This window comes from Chloroflexota bacterium (assembly GCA_018648225.1).
In the GTDB taxonomy this organism is placed as follows: domain Bacteria; phylum Chloroflexota; class Anaerolineae; order Anaerolineales; family UBA11858; genus NIOZ-UU35.
This window is the reverse complement of record JABGRQ010000126.1, coordinates 1-23,285: the sequence shown is the minus strand read 5'-3', so window position 1 is coordinate 23,285 and position 23,285 is coordinate 1. Positions and strand designations below refer to the sequence as shown.

The window sequence follows — 23,285 nt, the reverse complement described above, 5'->3', positions numbered from 1 at the left end:
GTACCCCCTCATGATTCCAGGAGAGGGGAAACGCACCAATTTCATTCTGGTTGTCTGAAACTTACCTGCTCCCCTCTTTTAATTTTGGGAGAGGGGTTGGGGGTTAGGGCATAAATCAGGCTTTAACATTCAGCGTAATGCCACTCTTGACGCGCCCACAGCCCGCACGCCACGTGCGCCCATCTTGCGATAGCATTTCTTCGGCCCGGAATGGTCCCCAACTCCCCGGTTCGTAAGTTGCCAGTGGGCCAGATTGCTGTTTGTCTTCCCATAGATGAATCACCGGATCGATTAAATGCCAGGCAGCTTCAATGCCATCGCTGCGCGTGAAGAGTGAAGCGTCAGACTGGATGGCCTCTTCGAGCAGGCGTTCGTAGGCATCCGGCAGAGGGTCACCTTTGAAGGCATCCTGATACTGGAACTGCATATTGACTGAGCGCATATCTTCGTCTGAGCCGGGAGTTTTGGCCTGGAATTTCAGATAGATGCCCTCATCGGGCTGGATGCACAAAGAGATCATATTCGGCGAAAATTCACTGGCGCCCGAGAGACCAAACATCAAATGGGGTGGTTTCTGAAATTCGATGATGACCTCGGTGGTTTTACGGTTCATGGCCTTGCCGGAGCGCAGGTAGAAGGGCACACCTTTCCAGCGCCAATTATCAATCTGTAATTTCAATGCCGCGTAAGTGGGCGTGCGCGAGTTGGAGTCAACCTCCTCGGTATCCAGGTAGCCCCGATACTGGGCGGCCACGGTGTCGGCGGCCTGGATCGGGCGTATGGCTGAAAATAGCTTGATTTTCTCATTGCGCACGGCGTCGGCTTGGAACGAGGCCGGGGGTTCCATCGCTACCAACGAGAGCAACTGCAAGAGATGATTTTGGAACATATCGCGCAAAACGCCCGCTTTATCATAATAGCTACCGCGATGGCCTACATCCACACTTTCAGCTACCGTGATCTGCACATTATCCACAAAGCGGCGGTTCCAAACCGGCTCGAAAATCGTGTTGGCAAAACGGAAAAAGAGAATATTTTGCGAAGTTTCTTTGCCCAGATAATGGTCAATACGATAAATTTGCTGTTCACTAAAGACGGTATGCACAAACTGGTTCAACCGCTGCGCCGATGCTAAATCGTTGCCAAACGGTTTTTCAATGACCACATGCCGCCAGGGGGTTCCAGCTTCCATTGATTCCTGTGCCAACCCTGCCGCGCCAAGATGAGCGATCGCCGGTTCAAAGAAACTTGGCGCGGTTGCCAGATAAAATAAACGGTTTGCTGGGGTTGTCTCCAACTGATCGAGCATTTTCACCAGCCGGGTGTAGTCTTCTGCGGTGGGCAGGTCGCCCTGAAAATAATGAATTTTGGGCGCAAATTTTGCCCAGATTTGCTCATCATAACTTCCGCTGCTGAAGGTTTGCACACCCTCGAGCAATTGGTCGCGGAAATACGCATCGTCCCAGGGACGGCGCGCAAAGCCGACAATCGTCAGTTCTTCTGGCAAACATCCCTTATGATACAGGTTATACAACGCCGGAATCAGTTTGCGGTGCGTCAGATCGCCCGATGCGCCAAAAATAACAATGGTGGTCGGAGGGTAGGTCATTTCTTATTGGCTCTGAAGCGCTTGAATCAATTCTGCGGGCGCGTTTCCCACCGGGAAGACAATCACCCGCCTTCCGGCGTCGCGTAGCGCCTGTGCGTCGCCCAACGCCTGGGATTTTTTCAGTGTATCGAAACTCATCGCCGAAGCTGCTCGTCCGGCTTCATCGGGGATGGGAATATCTTTTGCTGCATCCGATATGAGTTGGATAAACAGCCCATTGCCGCGATCGCCTTTATGGAGTTGCCCGGTCGAGTGCAGGAAGCGCGGGCCAAACCCGAGCGTGGTTGCCACTTTATACGTATCGCGTATCTCCAGGCGGAGCTCGGATAACGCGGCTTCAACCTCGGGGGTGGGGTGCAGGTAGGCTTGGAGCGCCACATAATCCCCAGGGTTACTTTGGGAGAGAAACTCTGTCAGCGCGGCTGCGCTGGGAACTGTCTTTTCCCCGGCGGGCAATTCGCCGTTCTCGGTGTAGGCTGTCACCATCTGGCGTGCCAGTACTTTGGCGCTCTCCACATTGGGCTGGTCAAAAGGATTAATTTGCAAGAAATACCCGGCCACTGCGGTTGCCAGCTCCCAGAGCAAGAACTGCCCCCCGAGATCGTAGATCGTTTCTAAATGAATGCGCACAATTGGGTACCCGACATTCGCCAACGCTTTCAACGCCGCACGATGGGTTGGATCATCGCCAACTTGTACGTGTACAAACAGGCGATCATCGCCATACGCTTTGGGTATGCCAAGCGTTTCTCCGACGACGGGTAAAATACCTTTGCCCTCTTTGCCCGTACTTTCTGCAATGAGTTGCTCTACCCAGTTGGGGAAATCGGCAATCGCTGGAGACGCGGTGAATGTTATTTTGTCCATACCTGAATTGGCAAACCGCCCCAGCACCGCGCCCAATACCGCGGCGGGGTTATTCTGTGCCTGCGTCTGCGGGCCGCAAGCAGCGCTCATATCGCTGGCATTGGCAATCAACCTCGGAAGTTGCACCCCGCTCAGGGCTGCTGGTAACAACCCGAAGAATGAGAGCGCCGAATACCGTCCCCCGATATTTGGCTCGTTTAGGAAAATCTCCCGAAACTTATATTGCTTGGCTATGTCCACTAATTTGCTGCCCGGATCGGTGATCGCCACAAAATGTTCGCCAGATTTTCTTTTACCAACGGCTTTCGAAACCCGATTGTAGAAATACTTGAACGCCGAAAGGGTTTCGGCTGTACCCCCAGATTTGGTTGCAACAATGCAGAGCGTTTTGCTGAGATCGAGGCTTTTTTCGCGCGCCAGCACCATGTCGGGGTCGGTGCTATCCAATATTTGCAAGCGTAAGCCTCCGGTTTTTTTGAAGGTGTGGCTGAAGACTTCCGGAGCCAGACTGGAGCCGCCCATGCCGAGTAGTAAAACATCGGTATACCCTTCGGTAAGCAGAGTTTCCTTCAGCGTTTGCATATGCCCGATTTCAGATCGCATCACCTCTGCAATCCGCAGCCAACCCAAGCGGTTGGATATTTCCGTCGGCTCGGACTTCCAGACGGTGTGATCGTGTTCCCAGATACGGGCAAGGACATTATCTGTGGCAAGTTGTTGCAGGCCAGTATCTACATCCGATTGGTATTTGCCCAGTTGATAGGTGATGTTTATGCTCATGAATGATTCCTTTACCACAACGAATATAGAGCGCATAGAAAATACAGAAAAAGCGCTGTGTGTTTTGTGGCGATTTTATAGTTATTCCGGCTCTTTATGTAAGAAGTATATCGGATTTGATGTTGCTAACTTCTACCAAATGAGTCATTTATGCATTTTTGTTTAGACTTGGTAAACCCTTAGGATTTTACCAACACATCGGCTAATGCGCCCTCAGTTTCGTAGCCATACGCATAGGCCAGCAATTCCACCGGGTGAATAGCAGGCAGTTTTGTGCCGTGGGTAATCTGCCAGCGACAGGTTTCACTATCACACACCGCTACTGGCCCACCGATATCCAGCACGAAATCAAATAGCGCTTGCCCGACGGCCATGCTGGTAGCATATTTTTCTTTTTTGTAGCCATACGTCCCGGCGATACCGCAGCAATCGGCATGACTCTCTTCAATCTGCAATTCGGGGATCAGATGCAAAATTTCAACCGCCGGGCTGCCGATGCCGTGGGCGCGGTACTGGCAGGGTTGGTGGTAGGCCAATCGCAAGGGAATAGGACGTAGTGATTCAGTAACCAGTTTGTCAGTAGCCAGTAAGCCGAGTAAGAATTCGTTGAAATCGTAAGTAATTTCGGCAACCAGGCGAGTATCGGCATCGAACATGTCGAGCAATTCTGGGGCTTCTTCCTTCAATGTCAGCGTGCAGCTTGTGGATGTGCCAATAATTGGAATCCCCCGCCGGGCATATTCCACAAGTTGGTTGACGTTATTCTGATGATATTGGCGCGCTGCGTCAAATTCTCCGTTGGAGAGCAGCGGGAGTCCGCAGCAATTCTGTGGCGGGATGATGACCTCAAAGCCGTTGGCCTCCAGAATGTGGATGGCCGCACGTCCAACGCGCGGCTCATAATATTCCGTAGCGCAGCCGTGGAAAAAGACGACCTGTTTTCCCTTGCCCCCAACCCCTCTCCCAGCGAGAGAGGGGTTGAGGGGTGAGGGGGGGCGTTTATGCCACCAGCGCGAAAAGCGCTGCCGAGTAAAGGGCGGGAAATAGGCATCTTTCGCAATGCCCAGCATGTATTCGGTGAGTCCCCGCACCAGTGGGTTGCTGAGCAATATATTCGAAAGCGGGGCGATGGGTTGCGCCAGATTACCCAACAACTCAGTGCGGGCGATGAGATTATTGCGCAGGCGTTGAATGGGCGGCACTTTGCCCTGGCTGACCATTGTATGGCGGGCACGCGCATTCATCTCGGCGATCTTAACCCCGTTGGGGCAGGCCATATTACATACCCGGCAGCCGCTGCAATAATCCACAGAATAGTCGGGTGTGGGCTGCGCTGGTTTGCGGAAACGCCCGGCTTGCGGCCCGGCGTACTTGGGGCCGGGGAACAGGTCGTTGACCGCGGCAACCGGGCAGGCCGAAACGCAAATATTGCACTTAATGCATTGGTCGAGGGTCAGTTCTACGGGTTGATTATACATGCGTTCTGTTGCGTTTCCATTAGGAAGACATGAAACTGTGTTCTATTCTTGCTGAATTTGCCAAACATCCAGCACGCCGCTGGCGCTGCCGTTGGCAAACCAGAATCCGCCATTGGGGTTGGGTTGAATAAACTGGATTTCGGGCTGATCAAACTGACCGAGTGATGTACTGTCACCTGTGTCAGAATTGAGCTGCCAGAGTTGACCTTCATCATCGCTGGCGATGAGTTGGTTGCCCGCGGCATCGAAACTCAGATGGGTTATCGGAGCAGCGAATCCATCTGTGCGGCTTAGGGTTTCTCCGTTGGGGAGATTCCAGAATATCACACTCTTGTCGCAACCCCCCGATGCCAGTATTTCACCCGTTGGATTGACTGCCAATGCGTTGACGGCGCAAGTGTGGCCTTCCAGGGTTTGGATAGGCTCGCCGTTGTTCAAATCCCACATTCGGATGGTTCCGCGTCCGTCGCCGGTGATGAGTATATCATCCGGGCCAAAAACCAGACTCTTAACCGAGCGTGTTTGGTCTGGAAATTGATAGGCAATTTCTCGGCTGAGAGTATCCCAGACGATGACGGAATTATCGCCCAATGAGCCGCCGGTTGCCAGCCAACGCCCATCGGGGCTGTAGGCGGCGACTTGTGCGAAGGTGGTGTGTCCGCTTAAATTGTAGAGCTGGAGGCCGAGTTCTGTATCCCAAATCTGGATGCTGGCTTCGGGTTGGTCGGCGGCGAGGGCGATTTCGCTACCAACCGGGTTGATTGCCAGCGCGGTGACGCGGTTGGTGGCCGCGTTGAATGTGGCTATTTTTTCGCCCGCGGCACCCCAAATATGCACCAAACCATCATCGCCGCCGCTTGCCAGCCAGTCGCCATCGGGGTGTATGGCCGCGCTCCAGACGGAACTGGTGTGCGATTCGAGCGCCCTGAGCTGCTGGCCGTTGGCGACATCCCAAAGCCGCAAGGTTGCGTCCCAGCCGATGGAGGCTAGAATCATACCATCAGGGCTGAAGGCCAGCCCGTGCACGCCCGCGCGATGCCCACTCAGGGTGTGGCGCAAGGTTCCGGTTGCAGAATCCCATAAAAGGATGTCATTATCGGGCGTACCACCCCCGGAGGCAAGTATCTGCCCATTGGGGCTGAACACTACGGCTTCCACGTCGCTGGTGTGCCCCTCCAAATTAAAACGCAGCGTACTCGTGTTGGCATCCCAAATCTCCAACACTGGATGAGGAATCTGGTGTTTATATTCCCCCGCGGCCAGCGCGACGATGCCATTATCGAGCGGGTTGAAATCTACATCCAGCACAATCAGCTTGGCTGAGACGCGATACATCAATAAGCTTTCCAATTGCCCGGTGGCAAGGTTCCATAGACGTGCAGAATTATCGCCCGCGCCGCTGAGCAGCAGGCGCCCATCGGGGCTGAAATCGAGGCCAAAGACGCCGCGGGTGTGTTCCTTGAAACGGTAAAGCGGCGTAGTTTCACCTGCCAGAACTGTGGGGGTTTCCCATACGCGAATGCCATTATCGTCGGGGTACATGCTGGCGGCGGCGAGCAGTTGCCCGTCTGGGCTGAACTGCACGCGGGTGAGATAGCTGTCGCCGCATTCGAGCGCGGCCAGTTGTTCACCGCTAACAGCATTAAAAACATAAACGAAATTGTTTTCGCTGCCCCACGGGCTGTAGCGCCGCCAGCTTTCCTGGCGGGCAAAAATTTCATCGGCGCTGCCTGCGGCCAGCAGTGTACCATCGGGGTTATAGGCGATGCTGGTAATCAGCGGCCCGGCCTCAATATGGCGCAATTCAGTCAGCGTTTCGGCATCATAGATATAAATTCCGTTTGAGCCACTAACGGCGAGGGTGCTGCCATCTGGCGACCAGACGACATCGCTGAGGGTGCCTTTGCCTAGGCTGGTAAGCGGCGTGACTTCGGCGGCGTGGTTGAATGCCAGCAGTGGCAGAGTGGCGATGAGTACAAGTAAACTCCAGAAGCGATTCATGATCTTTTTCCTTTAAATCTCACCACAGAGTACACACAGCGCACGGAGAATCTATATCTCTTCATCGAGAAAACTCTGTAAACTTCGTGTCTCAGTGGTAGGTTTTTGCTCATATTTTGGCTTTAGTTTTTTCGGCAAGAATTTGCTGCACAGCCCGATAGGCGCTGACCAGGGCCACGCCCTCACGCGTTTTCTGGCGCACACAATCGGCGCCGCCCAGCCCCCCGCCGATAGCGAACAGGTTGGGGTAGTCTGTGCAAAAATCTGTGTCTACGCGAACCCCAGCGCTGAAAATGGCGTGTTCGTCAGGATGGGCAAAAGCGCGCTGTAACCACTCATTTCGATGGGGCGAGGCAGCGACGGATAGATTGAAAATCGTTTCTTGCGCATAGCCAGTATGGTCTGTTTGAATGCCGCCGCCCAAGATGCCGCCTGTGGCGAGGACGAAGTGCCCCGCGGCATGAGATGTGAGGCGTGAAGCAGATTTTGATAGGACGGCTTCGACAGCTACTCGCTGACCGGTGTTTTCTGTCTTCTGTCTTCCATTTTCGAGCATTCCAATTACTTCGATACCGTCATAGACTCCGCCCCCGGCCCGGCGAATGGCCTGTACTAAGATGCGCTGGAGCCTCATCCCTGGAACCGAGGGGGGCAGCCCCGGAATTTCGAAAATTCTACGCCCCAGGCCATATTCCAGTTCCCGCGTTGCCCGAAGTGCATCGTGCAATCCCAATACTGCCGCGAATCCTATGCGAGCGGCATCACCCAGATGTGGCTTGATCGATTCGATAACCTGCTGGCGAAATTCTGCATCATCGAAGGCGCGGGCCAGAACCAATGTATCGATGCGCTGGCGTTGCAAACTTACCGGAATTGGGAGCATGATCGCTCGTGCTGCGAAGCCTTGCGCTTGCAGGTTGGCCGCGGCAAAGTGCGGATAAAAATCGTGATACCCCTCGAAGCCGACCAACAACATCGGGTCATTTGTGCGTAAGTCACCAGCGATCATCGTTTCTGGCGCAAGGCAAGTAGGCCGCGCGGCGCCGATGACTGTTGGGAGCAGCCAATTTTCTTCCAGTGAGCCATGCAGCGGATACCCGCTTTGCTGGCAGATGGCTTGCAATTCTTCAAGCGCCGCGGCCAGCGCCTCAAGGCCTGCCCGCGCATAGGGGTGCTGTGGGTTGGCGGCGATTAATTCTTCCGCGGCAGAAGCGGGATTCGTAACTAGAGTTGAGATTTCGCCGGGAATATAACCCAGCACATCGATGCAACCTGATGCCCAGTGTGTGGCTCCCCAACCCTTGGCGATGACTTTGGTTTTCAATCCACGGCTCGCAGCCAACCAGCCCGCGGTGAGGCCAGAAAGACCTGCGCCAATGACGATGACATCGGACGGATGCCCGACGACCGATGTCCGGAGCGATTTACTATTTTGGGGTTGTCGGTCGTGTCCTTTCCCGTCTTCCGTATTCCGGCTTCCGTCTTCGTACGACTGTGCTGCCAGGCGTGAAGATTTTGGCCCTGGCAATGTGTCGATATTGAGTACATTCAAATAAATTAATTCGTTAAATCGTTCCTGCTGAAGCTGCTTGCCCCATAATACGGGCAATACACCTTTCCAGCGTTCTTCGAGGAAATCACGCAGGGCAACATTTGTTTCTTCGACCGAATGCCCCATGCGGGTTTTTGCATACTGATGTAATATGCCTGCCGCGCGTAGGGTGCAAAATCCGCCCTGGCAAGGCCCCATCCCCAGGCGTACGTCCCGGCGGATGTCATCCAGAGTTTTAGCTTCCCCGGCGAGAATGGCTCGCTCAATGTCGGCGCGGGTGGCGAGCTCGCATTCGCAGATCAGTTGGCCCTGAGCGTGGTGCGATTCAATCTCGGCGAGGCGCTGGCCGAGATTGTGATAGTTGGAGCCAGCCTGCTGTATTCCCGCTTCCGTCGGCAGTTCTTCCAGATGTGTGCGGCACTCGCGCTGCGTACCCAATTTTTGGCAGGCCAAATCTACAGTTGCTTGTGCCATTTTGCGGTAGGTGGTCCATTTTCCGCTGGTGATGGTCAGCATCCCCGGGGTGTGATCGCGTGCCGCGTGGTCGAGCAGCACAAATGAGCGTGTAATATCGCGCGATTGGTCGGTTTTGGTTTCCTGGTACAGCGGGCGCACCCCGGCCCAGGCGCGTAAGATGCGCAAATCCTTGAAGCCGGGGAGTATTTTCTCGCCTTCTTCGAGCATGAGTTCAACTTCCCAGGGTTCAATGGCAAAATGATCGGGGTCGGGGACTTGTTGGTCGGTGGTGCCCATCACGGCTACGGTATGCGCAGGGACGAGAATATCGCCGTCGGATGGCATTTTGCAGCGGTTGATGACGGTATTGACCACACGGTGGCTAACGGCGAGCATGGTGCCTTTGCCGGGGCGCATGGCGATTTCGATCCCCGCGCTGGCAGCAATTTTACCAGCCCAGGCTCCGGCGGCGTTGATGACCAGATCGGCGTGAATGGTAACGGCCTGGTCGGCGATGAGATCACGACAGAGCGCGCCAGTGATATGACGGGGGATGGAGCCGGTTTCCTGTCTTCCGTCATCCGTCAGTAGTTGTGTCACTTCGTGATACGGGAACACGCGTGCCCCATATGCTTTCGCCGAAGCGACGTTGGCATGCGCGGCGGCGAAGGAGTCTATGGCGGCATCGGGGACGCGGTAGCAGTGGGTGATCTTTGGGTTGAGTAATGGCTCCTCGGCCAGCATTTGGGTTGGTGAAAGCCTCTCGACAGGAATCCCTGCTTGATGGCAACCACGCCGAAAGGAGTCCGCGTAGCCCGGTTCATCCCACGGCGTAAGTACAAAAAAGCCCCCGGTATCTTCGATACACTGGGGCATGATCCGTCGGAGAATTTGATTCTCTTCAATACACTCGCGCGCGGCCTGGGGGTCTTTGACGGCGTAGCGTCCGCCACTATGAAGCAGGCCATGAAAGCGGCCTGTGGTGCCGTGAGCGAGATCGCGTGCTTCAATCAGAATGGATGCAAAACCGCGCATTGCCAGATCACGTAGCACGCCCGTGCCGGTTGCGCCTCCACCGATGACGAGGATCTCAGTTTGAATGGTTTTCACTACTCATTCCAGACAACATATTGGTTGCGGCCTCTTTGTTTGGCAATATAAAGGGCGGTATCGGCGCGGTCAAGCAGCGTGTCGATGGTTTCGTCCGTGCTGGTGAGTTCAACGATGCCCTGGCTGATTGTAACCCTGATGTCGCCGCGGGGGGAACTCGTAATCAGATCGGCGACCCCCTGCCGCAATCGTTCGGCGACATATTTGGCCGTTGAATCGAGTATTTCGGCGGTTTTTTCTTCTCCAAGTCGAATTCCGGGTGTTTCAGGCAGCAGGATGACAAATTCCTCACCTCCGTAACGCCCGATGATATCGGTTTCGCGCAGGCTGGCCTGACAGATCTGGGCAACATCGCGGAGTACCTGATCGCCTGCCAGGTGCCCATAGGTATCATTTACATCTTTGAAATGGTCCAGGTCGAGCATGATGATCGAGAGATGATGTTGGTAACGACATGCGCGTTGATATTCTTGTTGGGCAAGGTTCATGAAATAGCGGCGACTGTAAAGATTGGTCAGTCCATCATAAATCGCCAACCGGTGGGTCTCTTCATAAAGACGCGCATTTTCGAGTGCAATGGCTACCTGCGTTGCAAAGGCGGTTGCCAGGCGGGCATGTTCGTTATTAAATTTTCCTGGATGTTTGCTATCGAGGGCCAACATTCCAATCAGACGATCCTGCACAATCAGGGGGACACCCATCCAGCCGCGAATGTGGTTGTGAGGTTTTTTGCGGAATTGATCGTATACCTGGGGTGCATCTTTGATAATATACGTTTTGCGTCCATCAACGGTAATACTGTTGGGGTTGTCTTCGTGAACCGGGAAACGCATTCCAATAACAGCATCGGGGTTCTCGAAGCCATGTTGCCCAACGATCTCAAGCTCATTGTTTTTTAAGAGTTGTACCGAAGCGCTATCATAAGGAACTACACGGCTGAACTGGAGTAAAATGCGCTCGATGGCCTCATCAAGGCGCAAGGTTGAGGCCACTGCGATTCCAGCTTGCCGGAGGGTTTCAGCTTCCGTGGCGCGCTGGTGTGTTGTTTCGAGCAATTGTGTGTTTCGAATAACCAGGGCAATTTGGTTAATAGCTTGTTCAACCGATAAGGTTTCTTCGAGTGTGAATTGGCGGGAATGGAAAAAGGCAAGCGTCACCATGCCGAATTTTTCTTCATTGTAGACGAGCGGGAGCGCAATCAGGGATTGAAGCAGGGTATCCTGAGTTTCATCTTTGGTGAAATGGGGTGTATTTTCCAGGTTTTCGATAATGAGAGGCTGATTGTTTGTTAGCGTGATTTCAGAGAGTTTATTTTCAACACTATCCAGTTGCAAAGTCTGTGTCCCGGACTTGGCGCGGGCAATGAAGGTTGATTTTTCCTGATGGCGTTCCCACACCAAAATTGAACAGTAATCGGCATTTAATAATTGTATGAGCCTGGATGAAAGTGCGTGAATGGTTTCTTCCAGATTGGCGGCCTCAATGCCCGAACGAGTGATTTCGTTGAGCAACCGCTGTTGACGGGCATAGGCTTCCAGTTCGTCTTTTGCCTGTACTTCTTCTGTAATATCGCGCTTGACGGCTGCATAATGGGTGATGGTTCCCTCCCGATCTTTAATCGGGAAAATCACCGCGGCTTCGTGATAAAGGCTGCCGCCTTTACGTTTATTGATGAAATTCCCCTTCCAGGTTTTCCCACGGCTAATCGTATTCCAGAGGTTTGCATAGAAAACATCATCCCGGAGGCCGCTTTTTAGCATCCGGGGATTTTTCCCCAATACTTCATCAATCGTATACCCGGTTGTTAATTCAAATTGAGGATTGGCATACTCAATCGCTCCATTGAGGTCTGTGATCATCACGGTTTCCCCTGCCTGAGTGACCACAGCGGCCAGGCGGCTGATTTCGCTCTCGGCTTTGAGGCGCTCACTGATGTCACGCGCGATGGTCAAAACAGCCGGTTTGCCATCCAGCTCCATCACGCTCACATTGGCCTCGACGGGGACGCGTCGCCCTGATTGGTGAAGCAAGGCAGTTTCATATTTTGAAGGAACTTTCTCCCCCCGGAGTCGCTGGATATGTCTGTCTTTTACCATTTCCACTTGATCAGGTGGAAAGAATTCGATAAATGGCCTCCCTGCAACTTCTTCGGGATGAACACCCAGCATATCGGCCAATTGTGGATTACAGTATTTAATCGCATTATCTTGCAAGATGGCAATGCCATCATTGGCTTGCTCGGTAACATTGCGATACAATTCTTCGCTGGCGCGCAGTGCGGCCTCTAATTCGCGCTCTTCCGAAATATCACGCAGAAGAATCAGCCAACCCTGCGTGGTCTCGCGATCTTCGCGTAGAGGATACACGCGTTGTTCATACCAACGGCCGCGCACGTCAGTGATGTGTTTAACTTCCGTGGGAATATCCTCGCTTGAGCGGAAGCGTGACTGAAGACTCGGCCAATATGCCAGAATTTTTTCAGCGGACTGGCCGATCGCCATAGAAGATTTAATCTGAATAATCGATTGAGCGATCTGGTTGAGATCGCTGATGATATATTGATGGTCGACAACGATGACCGCATCACTGATCGCATCGACGAGTTTGCTGCGTACAATTGGCGTTAGATCCAGTAATTTATGCCGCAAGATACTCCAACTGATGATGAGGCCGGTCAGGAGGAAAGTGATTGGGGTGATATCGCGGCCCGGGAAGGGATCAATTTTAAAAATATAGGCAACATTAACCACCCAGGGAATGAACGAAGCCAGCAAAATTGCGATAATGCGCCGCCGATACCCCTTTGGCATAATAATCGCAGCCCATAACAAATTGATAACCGATAACACGAACAAGCTATAGGCATAGCCCGTGCCAATGGCAAACCCCGGCCCATAATGGTATACCACCAGAAAAGGTTCCAAATCGCTGGTACTGAAACCCGTCCAAATTAAATGGTGGTATTCATTTGTGAGAGCGGCCAGGATCGTAGCGACGGGGATGATCCACAATAGAATCATATTCCGGCGAGTAAGCCAATGGGTGCGTTGGCTATACACCAGCGAGAGCATTAAAAAGGTTGGGGGTACACTATGTATACCGATATATGAAATTGCGCCCCAGAAAACGGTATCTTCTCCCCCCAGCGCTGAGATCTCAAACGCATAGGCCAGCGACCAGAAGGCAATTGCCAGCATGAGCATGGCCAGGTACCGCGCCCCTGGAACATTGCGGCGATACCAGGCATAGTAGCTAATCACAATCGATAAGCTCGCGGCAAATAATAGCGTAATTGTAAATGAGAATTGGTGCCAGTTTGACATTAGGTCGATTAAATAAATCGATAGAGTGCTTGAAAATTAACTTTTATGGATTACGATAAAACCTGGAGATTATGACATCAACTCCATTAGTATAATTTAATCGGTATTTTCTAGCAAATTGATATAATGGCAGCATATAGCCTTTCTCGCAAAACCGATGATAGGCTTAACAGGAGTCTTTATGGAAAACCTGAATCGAAAGGGTCGCTTAAAAGCTGTCGAAGCGTTATTGCCCGCTGCATTGCAACATCCATTGGCGATGCAGAGCCTGCAAATGTGCTTGTTGGAAGACCTGACAACGATAGTAGATTTTAACACTATTTTCCCGGAATTTGTGCAAGGCGATGTGACCAGCGTGGCAACTTTAAAGTTGGATGCATCCCTCAGTGGGGAGATCCGCGCCAAGGCTCAGGGGGTGGTCGCTGGGCTCGATGTTGCAACAGCCATTTTTGCTTTGGTTGAACCTAAGATAGAATTTGCCAGCCATTGCGCCGATGGCGACCGGGTCGTCGCGGGTACGCTCCTTGCCGAAGTAAGTGGTCCCGGGGCCGCGTTGCTGACCGCCGAGCGTGCTGCCCTCAACTATTTGGGGCGTATGTCGGGGATCGCCACACTGACGCGGCAATATGTGGATCGAGTCGTTGGAAGCAATGCTGTGATCCTGGATACGCGTAAAACCGCGCCCGGCTTGCGCCTGTTCGATAAATATGCCGTGTGCATGGGCGGCGGGCAAAATCATCGCATGGGTTTGTACGATATGGTACTCATCAAAGATAATCACATCGACGGCGCGGGGAGCATCACCGCTGCGATCGCGCGCACGCGCGCGAGATTTGGCGATCAATACCCCATCGAAGTTGAAGTTAAGAATCTGGCTGAACTCGACGAAAGTCTGAAACTAACCCCCGACCGCATCATGCTCGATAATATGCCTCTCGAAACAATGCGTCAGGCTGTAACGATGGCTGCCGGCCGTGTGCCGCTGGAGGCCTCCGGCAATGTATCTCTCGAAACCGTGCGCGCAATTGCCGAAACTGGGGTAGACTTCATCTCCGTTGGCGCGTTGACGCACTCCGCCCCGGCGCTGGATGTCAGTATGCGAATTGGATGACGGCAGACCGATGACCGCCGACCGCGGTCTGCCGTCCGCGTTGTCCGCCGTCAAACACCTTACTGGAGCCAAAAATGCCCTACGAAACCTTTTTGCAAGAAATGCAAGCTAAACTCAAGCATGTTGTCCCTGAACCCGAAATACATATCAAGGCCGAAATTGCTTACGAGATTAATAAACTAAAGGTCGAGAAAAATGCTGTCATACTTGGGCACAATTATATGGAACCGGCTCTGTTTCATTCCATCCCCGATTTTGTGGGCGATTCGCTGGGATTGAGCCGTATTGCCGCCCAGACCGACAAAGACATTATCGTTTTCTGCGGCGTGCGCTTCATGGCCGAGACGGCCAAGATTCTCAACCCGGAGAAGACAGTGCTGTTACCCGCTAAAAAGGCAGGCTGTTCTCTGGCCTCCAGTATCACCGCCGAGGACGTCCGCCAGCTCCGTGTTCAATTCCCCGGCGTGCCAGTAGTCACCTACGTCAACACCTATGCCGATGTCAAGGCTGAGAGCGATATTTGTTGCACATCGGGCAATGCCAAAGCTGTGGTCGAATCGTTGGAGAGCGAAACCGTCATCTTTTTGCCCGATGAATACCTGGCAGGCAATGTCGCCAAAGAGACCGGTAAGCATATCATTTTTCCATCAAAGCTAAAAACAGGCGCAGACCCCAACCTGGATTATCAGATGATTGGCTGGCACGGACGCTGTGAAGTGCATGAGCAATTTACGGTCAAAGATATTGAAGATATTCGCGCCCAATACCCCGAGGTGGTTATCCTGGCACATCCGGAGTGCAGCCCTGAGGTGGTGGACGCCTCGGATTATTCGGCGAGTACCACCGCCATGATTCACTATATTGAGCAAACCAACGCCCCGAATTATCTACTGCTGACAGAATGCGCCATGGGCGACAATATTGCCGCCGCCAACCCCGAAAAAGAGATGCTGCGCTTGTGCCGCGTGCGCTGCCCGCACATGAATGAGATCACCCTGGAAGATACGCTCGCAGCATTGCAAAAAGACCAATATGTCATCGAAGTTTCCGAAGATATTCGCCTGCGAGCGGCCAAAGCCGTTGAACGCATGATCGCGATAGGCTGACGATTATGACCGATGACCCTTCGCCCATGCTCAGGACCGGCCGACGACCGACGACGGACGCCCCCATCCAAACCGACACCCTCATCATCGGCAGCGGGATCGCCGGAGCCACCGCCGCGCTGCGATTAGCGGCAGATCGCCAGCGTCAAATTACCATTATTACTCGTGCCAACGATGCGATCGACTCGAATTCGCAATATGCGCAAGGGGGGATCGTTGGGCGCGGCCTGGGGGATACCCCTGAATCCTTAATCGAAGATGTATTGCGTGCTGGAGATGGCATTAGTTATCCTCCCGCCGTGCAGGTGCTTGCCGAAGAAGGCCCCGATTTGCTGCGCGCTGTGCTCATTGCGCAGGCTCAAGTGCCCTTTGATCGCGGCAAGAATGGGGAACTGCTTTTTGGCCTGGAAGCCGCGCATTCCGAGCGGCGCATTTTACACGTTGGCGATTTAACTGGCAAAGCCATTATGCGCGCCCTGCTGGCAACGCTTTCCGAGCACCCAAATGTGCAGATGCTCACCGGGGAAACCGCCGTGGACTTGTTGACTTTTCCACATCATGCGCGTGATCCACTGGCTGTTTATCAGGCTCCTATGTGTCATGGCGCCTATGTTTTCGATCAGGATTCGCGCCAGGTCAGGCCGATCGTGGCGCAGCAGACGATTTTAGCAACCGGCGGGTTGGGGCAAATCTTCTTGAATACCAGCAACCCACCCGGAGCGCGCGGCGATGGCCTGGCGATGGCCTACCGTGCGGGCGCGCGCGTGATCAATGCGGAATATATCCAATTCCACCCGACAGTTCTCCACATGCCCGGAGCGACAAAATTCCTGATTAGTGAAGCTGTGCGCGGGGAAGGGGGCATCTTGCTCACTCCAAGTGGAGAGCCATTTATGGAGCGCTACGACCCCCAATGGAAAGACCTGGCCCCGCGCGATGTCGTGGCGCGCGCCATCTATTGGGAGATGCTCGAAAACGATTATCACTATATGCTGCTGGATATTGCCTCGCACATGAATGCTGAGGCTATCAAAGCCCGTTTCCCGCAGATTTATGCCCGTTGCCTTACGATGGAAATCGACATCACCGAGCGGCCTATTCCAGTCGTTCCGGCGGCGCATTATTTCTGCGGGGGTGTGTTGGTGGATACCTGGGGGCAAACTTCAATCCCTGGGCTGTATGCTGTGGGCGAGGTTTCTTGCACTGGCGTACACGGAGCCAATCGGCTGGCAAGCACTTCGCTGTTGGAGGGGCTGGTATGGGGAGCACGCGCCGCCAGGCATATTCAGGATTTGCCTGCGCCCGATAGGGTTGCTGAACGCGATGTTCCGCCCTGGGATACTGCTAATCTAGTCTATGAAACTGACCCCACGCTGATCCAGGGCGATATGCAGACCATCCGCAACCTGATGTGGCACTATGTGGGGTTGGTGCGCAGTGATTATCGCTTAAGCCGCGCTTTGCGTGAGTTGCGGCATCTATGGCTGGCGATCGAAGATTTTTACCGCAAATCGCGCCTGACGGATGGTCTGATCGGTTTGCGCAACAGCGCTCAGGCGGCACTGATTGTGGCGCGTGCCGCCCGTATGAATTTGGTGAGCAGAGGGAATCATTATAGGGAAGATGGGGTGGATGGATAGAGGGTGGGAGACGGATAACCGGCTTTTGCCTGTTCCCCGTATTTGGTTATTCCACCCAGTTAAACGTCCGCGTGACAGCCTTTTTCCATCCGGTATACAATTCGGCGCGTGTACCTGCAGCCATCTTTGGCTGCCAGGTTTTGGCAATTTGCCAGTTGGCGCGCAAGTCTTCGGGCGTTTTCCAAAAACCGATGGCCAGCCCGGCGGCGTAGGCCGCGCCCAGGGCTGTGGTCTCGGCGACGACGGGGCGCACCACTGGCACGCCGAGAATGTCGGCCTGGAATTGCATCAGCAGTTCGTTGGCGACCATACCGCCATCCACTTTGAGAGCTTTCAATTCAACGCCAGAATCTTGCTGCATGGCATCGAGCACTTCGCGGGTCTGATAAGCGCTGGCTTCGAGGGTGGCGCGGGCGATATGCCCCTTGTTGACGTAACGCGTCATGCCGACGATGGCACCGCGTGCGTCCGAGCGCCAGTAGGGGGCAAACAAACCCGAGAATGCGGGCACAAAATAGATGCCGCCGCTATCGTCAACGCTTTTTGCCAGGGTTTCCACTTCGGCGGCAGATTGAATAATGCCCAGGTTATCGCGCAGCCATTGCACCAGCGCACCGGTGATGGCAATCGAACCTTCCAGCGCGTAGACTGCCGGTTGGTCGCCAAATTGATAGCCGAGTGTGGTCAGCAGGCCGCTTTTGGAGGGGATAATCTCTGTTCCGGTGTTGAGCAGCATGAAGCAGCCCGTGCCGTAGGTGTTCTTGGCTTCGCCGGGGCTGAAACAGGTCTGGCCGACGAGGGCGGCTTGCTGGTCGCCCAGATCGCCGCACACGGGGATGGACGCCCCGAAGGGGCCATCGGGCGCAGTAGCCCCCCAGGTTTCAGGGTCGCTGGACGGCACGATTTTGGGCAGCATCGCCTTGGGGATGTCGAGAATCTGCAAGATTTCGTCGTCCCAATCCAGGGTTTCCAAATTCATCAACAGCGTGCGGCTGGCGTTGGTCACATCGGTGACGTGCGCGCCGGTCAAGTTCCAGATCAGCCAACTATCCATATTGCCGAAAATGGCCTCCCCGGCTTCGGCGGCGGCGCGCAGGCCGTCGACGTTGTCGAGCAGCCATTTGATTTTTGGGCCGGAAAAATAGGTCGCCAGGGGCAAGCCGGTTTGGGCGCGGAAGCGGTCTTGCCCGCCATCTTGGGCGAGTTGGTCGCAAATTTCTTTGGTGCGCGTGTCTTGCCAGACAATGGCGTTATAGTAGGGTTGGCCGGTGTGGCGGTTCCAGACGAGAGTGGTTTCGCGTTGATTCGTAATGCCGACCGCGCTAACCGCTGACGGCTGCCCACTTACCGCTTCCGTGACAACTTCTTGCGTTCGCTGCCAAATTTCGAGCGGATCATGTTCCACCCAGCCGGGCTGCGGATAAATTTGTTTATGCTCTTTTTGGGCCACGCTGACGACTTCCCCGCGACGGTTGAAGAGCATACAACGCGTGCTGGTGGTGCCCTGGTCGATGGCGGCGATATATTTCGACATGATGCCTCCTTTGCTGCGTCGGACGTCTGACGTTATTTGGATGAATTCTCTGCTTGGATCAGTTTCAGGATCGCAATACTGTTCAACAGCGCCTTCGGCACAAACGAAGATTTGTTGGCAAACTCCTGGTCTTTGCTGCCGTCGGGACTGCGCTCGGAGCAATGCGCGTTGGCGCCATATGGCCCCAGGCCATCAATAGTGGGCATGGCGTGCCAAATGGCGTTGCCGTCACTCAGGCCGCCGCGCGCTTCGCGCTCCACGGGAATGCCTAAGTCGTCCCCCGCGGCCTGCCATACCGCGAGCAACATTTCTGTACCTGCGTTTTGCGGCCAGGGTGCAGATTGCTCGCTGAGCTGGATTGCCACCGAGCAGTGGTAGCTGCCATTGTGATTGGAGACCTGGGTCTGATGTTGTAAACCCAGTATATTCTGAACCCCTGTGTTAAACACTTCTTTGGAGAAAGCGCGCATCTCGACGGTGGCCTGAGCCTGGTGTGGCACGCGGTTGACCACCGTGCCCCCTGAGATGGCGCCTACGTTGAAGGTCAGGTCTTGCGCATAATCGGTCAGGGCGGCAATTTGCTGTACGGTGTGCGCCATCTGGACAATGGCGTTGGCGCCCTCGGGGTGGCTTGAACCGGCGTGTGATGCTTTTCCTTCCACATCAACCTTATAGGTCGCGCGCCCTTTACGGGCAGTCACCAATTGGAAGCCGGTTTTGGTGCGCACCCCGGCCTCAAAAACTAGCGCCGCCAGAGTATCGGATGGCAATTCTTTTTGGCAAAGCCCACCGAAATCAGGGGAGAGGCGTTCCTCCGCGGCGTTGAACAGCAGCACCCAGGTGATGGTATCGAATTCATTGGGCGCAAATTTTTGCAAAGCTTCCAGCACCATCAGCATCATCACCGTGCCCCCCTTGATGTCATTTGTGCCTGGGCCATACAACCGGTCGCGGGATTCGTGCCAACAGAAATCGTTGGCGATCTCTTCATCGGGTGGAAATACCGTATCCAGATGCGAGATCATGCCGATTTTCTTTTTCGAACTGCCCGGTCGAGTTAGGATGAGATGCTTGCCGTAGTCCGGGTTTTCTGCCTGCACGCGCCGGGCCTGAAAACCCAACGGAGCGAAAATTTCGGCGGTGAAGTCTGCCAGGCGATTGACCCCCTCGGGGTTGCCAGTATAGCTATTGATTGCGACCATTCGGCGCAATATATCCAGAAAATTGGGGAGTTGTTCATCGAGGTAGGTTGTGAGTTCAGTGTGCATGTTGGCCTATTAGGTTTGTCTGTCAGGATTAATCAATAAACGCTTTAACGATGCTGATAGCAATCGGAATGACGGCTGAGCCGATCAGACTGCGGATATTTCGGGTTGTGTAGGGCCAATCTTGAATGGCCTCCAGCGATGCTCTATGCGTATTCAGAGTGTCGCTGAGGTTGGCAAGCGATTTAACCTCATCAAGCTGACGTTGGGCGAGGGCTTGCATCAATTCTTGGTGGAGTTCAGCCAGCACAGTAGTTATCCGTGCAATTTCTTTTTGCTTGTTTTGTGCCATCACCTTGTGGGTACTCCACATGGCGGCAAAAAATGAAACCCCGGCAAATAGGAGAAAGAAAATCCGCGCCCCCCATTGCACCGGATCGGCACGGAGTTCGCCCGAACCCAGCACCGACAGAGTTAGTACACCAATGATCGTCAGCGAAATCGCCAGGCTCCATTGGGCGACTGGTTTAAAGGGCGATGGGTCGTATACATTGGAGGGGCGCGTTTTTTGCACCAGATGAGTGATTAACCGCACACTGGTAAAAGTAGTGTGCAAATAACCGGCAATCACGGCAAAAACTAGTATCCCCAGAATGAAATAGAGTACATGATGCAGCAGCGGGGTATCTTCGATGAATAGAAAGCGGAAATGTTCCAAAAAGCCCAGCACAGCCCCAAACGCATAGATTGCCCATCCGATGCGCTGATGTCTGGGCGCGGAAAATTGGGCGAGCGCCGCTTCTACATCCGCGGTGTCTGTCAACGATTGCAGGTTTTTTACGACAGCCTCGAGTGCGGGTTTAGTGAAAAACCAGGCCGAAAGCAGAAAAGCGATGATCCATAGGCCTTGCTCTTTATAGGGTCTGATCGGCAGACCGCGCACAGCCATCGAAGCCGAGATCAGCACCAGCGCGCTGAGCGTCAGCCCGACGGTGAGTTGCATCCAGGCAGAGTGGCTATGCCCAACCAGAAAGGTAAGCAGGTTTACGGAGGCGGGCTGGTTTTCTTTTGTTGGCATGTGTGCTCCTCGCTTGGGCAGGATGGCGGTACTATTCGTTGCTGTCAAAGGCGAAAATCTGCCCTTGTTGATTGACAATAAAAATCCGGTTGCCGTTGATAGTCATGCCGGTTGGCGCGGCAATCTTACTTTGGAAACTGGACTCAAGCTCTCCGGTGCTGACCGCGTAGGCTCGCAGTTCACCGTTTTCCATCAGGATCAGGAGCCGCGCATCATCCAAGATGGGAGGGGTGATGAGGGGGTAATCGAGGTCAGCTTGCCATTGGGGGGAACCGTCGTCGATGCGCCACCCCATGAGCTGATTCTCGGCAGCGAGCAAGAGCAGATCGTCCTCGATGTGCATCCAGATGAGGGGTTCCGCAGGTTGCGCCTGCCATTGAATTTCGCCCGTGGCTGCATCCAGCGCAGTGAGTTGATTCTCTGAGTTGTGGACGACGACGCTTTCGGCATTTGCTGTAATAAAGAGCAGCTTTCCTTCCAGGGTTTGATTTGCCCATTGTTGAGTCCCTTCTGCGGCAGAAAGCGCATAGAGGGTGGCATCGCCCGGTGTGCTGCTGCCCACATAGAGCCAGTCTCCGCCGCGCGCTGCCCGGGTGAGGCTTGCGCTGCGAGATTCGAATTCCCATAACCCCGCGCCTGTAGCGGCATTTAGTGCATATACAATGGCATTTTGGGCGCTATTCTCGAAGGGTGTGGCGCTGACGAAGAGGATATAGCGGTCGAGCAGGGGGGCAGTTTGAGCTTCGCCACCGATGCCGATCTCCCATTCGGGGATGCCGCGCTTTTGGCTTAGCGCGAAGACGCGCCCGTCTTGGCCTGCCAGCGTCACAGCATCGAGGGTGGTGGTGAGGCTGCCGGACCAGAGTTGCGCCGGAGTATCCAGACGCCATTTTTCTTCGCCAGATATTGCATCCAGGGTGATCAGTGTTTGCCCTGCAGTAATCAGGGTGACAATTTCGTGAATACTTACTGGCGGCTGCAAAATCCTTTGTTGGGCATCAAAATGCCATATTTCATGCAAGGATTCAACCTTCAGGTGAACTTCGGGGGTCTGGGTAGTGCAACCTGTTCCGTTAATGATAAGTGTCAGGAGGGCAAGAAGAATAATCGTTTTGTTTTTCATGATTTGGGATTTTTACTCCGTAGCAACCTTCATTTTAACGCAGGATACAGGTCGCGTACAGGAGCATTGTCAGGTGCTTTCTGAGTGCTTATTCATGGCCGGTAAAAAAATCTGCGGTACAATATTTGTCAATTGCATATCCATGGACTGAGGTGCCCTAACCCCCGGATGGGTGGGCTTAAAAGCGAAGTCGGTGAGCTTGTTGAGTGTGTGCAGGCAAGTCCGGCGCTGTCCCGCAACTGTAAGAGCCAGTTATCAGTATTCAGTTTTCAGTAATTATATTTTGCTGACCACTGACCGCTGACCACTGATTCAAGCCAGGACGCCCGCCTCGGTTCCGTTTGATCCCAACCTCGAGGAAGGCTTTATGGAATGCTGGCACGCAAATCGTGCACGAAAGCCTCCGCCTCGAAGCAGGAGGTTTTTTTATTATCGTAAAATTCATTCGCTCGCGACCGTTTTTTGTGAATATTGTTGCGCTCCTGTTTGCGCTAATTTTCAGTATTGCTTTAGGGGCCGTATATATCTCCCCGAATAACGTGCTGCGAATTTTGATTGAACAGATTCCGGGGCTGGATATTCTCCAGGATTGGCCGGAGGCTTTTGCGACGATTATTTTGCGCGTGCGCTTGCCGCACGCCGCGCTGATTATGATCACAGGCGCTGCGCTGGCGGGGAGTGGAGCCGCATATCAGGGTTTATTCCGTAACCCATTGGCAGATCCGTATGTCATCGGAGTGGCATCTGGCGCGGGCTTGGGTGCAGTCGCGGCAATGGCGTTGCATTGGCCGGAAAACTTGCTGGGGTATTACTGGATTCCGGTGGGGGCTTTTGTAGGCGCGCTGCTCACCATTTTGGTGGTGTATAGTCTGGCACGCGTGGGCGGCCTGGTGCCGTTGACCACATTGATTCTGGCCGGGGTGGCAGTAGGCACATTCACTTCCTCCCTGACATCCTTCCTGATGCTAAACTCCGACGACCGCATTCATCGTGCCTTGTCATTCTTGCTGGGAGGGGGAACCATGTCGGGATGGCAGCCGGTATTAGCCTCGCTGCCTTATATGGCCCTGGGGGTGATCATGCTAATTTTAAGCGGGCACAGGCTCAATGTACTCCAGTTCGGCGAGGAACAGGCCCAGCAGTTGGGAATATCAGTGGAGCGCACCAAAATTCTGATCATCGTGACGGCCTCGCTGACTACCGCCGTAGCGGTGTCTTTTTCGGGTGTGATCGGCTTTATTGGCCTGATCGTGCCGCATCTGGTGCGTATGATCTGGGGCGCCGATTATCGCCGCTTGATTCCGCTCTCTAT

General features: G+C 54.0%; 14 protein-coding genes and 1 riboswitch. Of the genes, 4 read left to right on the top strand and 10 right to left on the bottom strand.

What is annotated here, in order from left to right:
* Positions 1-115: 115 nt before the first annotated feature.
* From zwf to HN413_12645, 6 genes are all read right to left on the bottom strand, one after another.
* The gene (gene zwf, locus HN413_12670) at positions 116-1,609 is read right to left on the bottom strand and encodes a glucose-6-phosphate dehydrogenase (GenBank protein MBT3391251.1); all 1,494 of its coding nucleotides are present in this window, start codon (positions 1,607-1,609) and stop codon (positions 116-118) included.
* Positions 1,610-1,612: 3 nt separating this feature from the next.
* Positions 1,613-3,256 (bottom strand): glucose-6-phosphate isomerase, encoded by a 1,644-nt coding sequence (locus HN413_12665; GenBank protein ID MBT3391250.1) that lies wholly within the window; start codon positions 3,254-3,256, stop codon positions 1,613-1,615.
* Between the two features lie 179 nt (positions 3,257-3,435).
* Complete coding sequence (locus HN413_12660) at positions 3,436-4,734, bottom strand: anaerobic glycerol-3-phosphate dehydrogenase subunit C (GenBank protein ID MBT3391249.1); 1,299 nt, start codon at positions 4,732-4,734, stop codon at positions 3,436-3,438.
* 42 nt (positions 4,735-4,776) lie between these two features.
* The gene (locus HN413_12655; protein ID MBT3391248.1) at positions 4,777-6,735 is read right to left on the bottom strand and encodes a hypothetical protein; all 1,959 of its coding nucleotides are present in this window, start codon (positions 6,733-6,735) and stop codon (positions 4,777-4,779) included.
* A gap of 109 nt (positions 6,736-6,844) precedes the next feature.
* A complete protein-coding gene (gene glpA / locus HN413_12650) occupies positions 6,845-9,853 on the bottom strand; it encodes an anaerobic glycerol-3-phosphate dehydrogenase subunit A (protein ID MBT3391247.1) in 3,009 nt (1,002 codons plus the stop codon).
* The gene (locus HN413_12645; protein ID MBT3391246.1) at positions 9,853-13,176 is read right to left on the bottom strand and encodes a PAS domain S-box protein; all 3,324 of its coding nucleotides are present in this window, start codon (positions 13,174-13,176) and stop codon (positions 9,853-9,855) included. The genes glpA and HN413_12645 overlap by 1 nt, the downstream gene beginning before the upstream one ends.
* Positions 13,177-13,435: 259 nt before the next feature.
* Here HN413_12645 and nadC point away from each other — a divergent pair, with 259 nt between their 5' ends.
* From nadC to nadB, 3 genes are all read left to right on the top strand, one after another.
* The gene (nadC, locus tag HN413_12640) at positions 13,436-14,287 is read left to right on the top strand and encodes a carboxylating nicotinate-nucleotide diphosphorylase (GenBank protein MBT3391245.1); all 852 of its coding nucleotides are present in this window, start codon (positions 13,436-13,438) and stop codon (positions 14,285-14,287) included.
* A gap of 74 nt (positions 14,288-14,361) precedes the next feature.
* Complete coding sequence (gene nadA, locus HN413_12635) at positions 14,362-15,393, top strand: quinolinate synthase NadA (protein MBT3391244.1); 1,032 nt, start codon at positions 14,362-14,364, stop codon at positions 15,391-15,393.
* A gap of 26 nt (positions 15,394-15,419) precedes the next feature.
* Positions 15,420-17,033 carry an L-aspartate oxidase gene (gene nadB, locus HN413_12630; GenBank protein MBT3391243.1) on the top strand — a complete coding sequence of 538 codons (1,614 nt, stop codon included), beginning with the start codon at positions 15,420-15,422 and terminating at the stop codon, positions 17,031-17,033.
* Positions 17,034-17,079: 46 nt separating this feature from the next.
* Here the strand turns inward: nadB and glpK are convergent, their stop codons facing one another.
* From glpK to HN413_12610, 4 genes are read right to left on the bottom strand one after another with little or no spacing between them, the layout of a single operon-like run.
* The gene (glpK, locus tag HN413_12625) at positions 17,080-18,567 is read right to left on the bottom strand and encodes a glycerol kinase GlpK (protein MBT3391242.1); all 1,488 of its coding nucleotides are present in this window, start codon (positions 18,565-18,567) and stop codon (positions 17,080-17,082) included.
* A gap of 32 nt (positions 18,568-18,599) precedes the next feature.
* The gene (locus tag HN413_12620) at positions 18,600-19,835 is read right to left on the bottom strand and encodes a M20/M25/M40 family metallo-hydrolase (protein MBT3391241.1); all 1,236 of its coding nucleotides are present in this window, start codon (positions 19,833-19,835) and stop codon (positions 18,600-18,602) included.
* Positions 19,836-19,863: 28 nt separating this feature from the next.
* Positions 19,864-20,850 carry a hypothetical protein gene (locus HN413_12615; GenBank protein MBT3391240.1) on the bottom strand — a complete coding sequence of 329 codons (987 nt, stop codon included), beginning with the start codon at positions 20,848-20,850 and terminating at the stop codon, positions 19,864-19,866.
* 31 nt (positions 20,851-20,881) lie between these two features.
* Positions 20,882-21,973, bottom strand: coding sequence for a PQQ-like beta-propeller repeat protein (locus HN413_12610; GenBank protein ID MBT3391239.1), 1,092 nt, complete (start codon positions 21,971-21,973; stop codon positions 20,882-20,884).
* A gap of 133 nt (positions 21,974-22,106) precedes the next feature.
* Positions 22,107-22,322, top strand: a riboswitch (cobalamin riboswitch).
* Between the two features lie 40 nt (positions 22,323-22,362).
* Between HN413_12610 and HN413_12605 the strand changes: the two genes are divergently transcribed.
* A partial coding sequence (locus HN413_12605; GenBank protein ID MBT3391238.1) for an iron chelate uptake ABC transporter family permease subunit occupies positions 22,363-23,285 on the top strand: 923 nt, incomplete at its 3' end.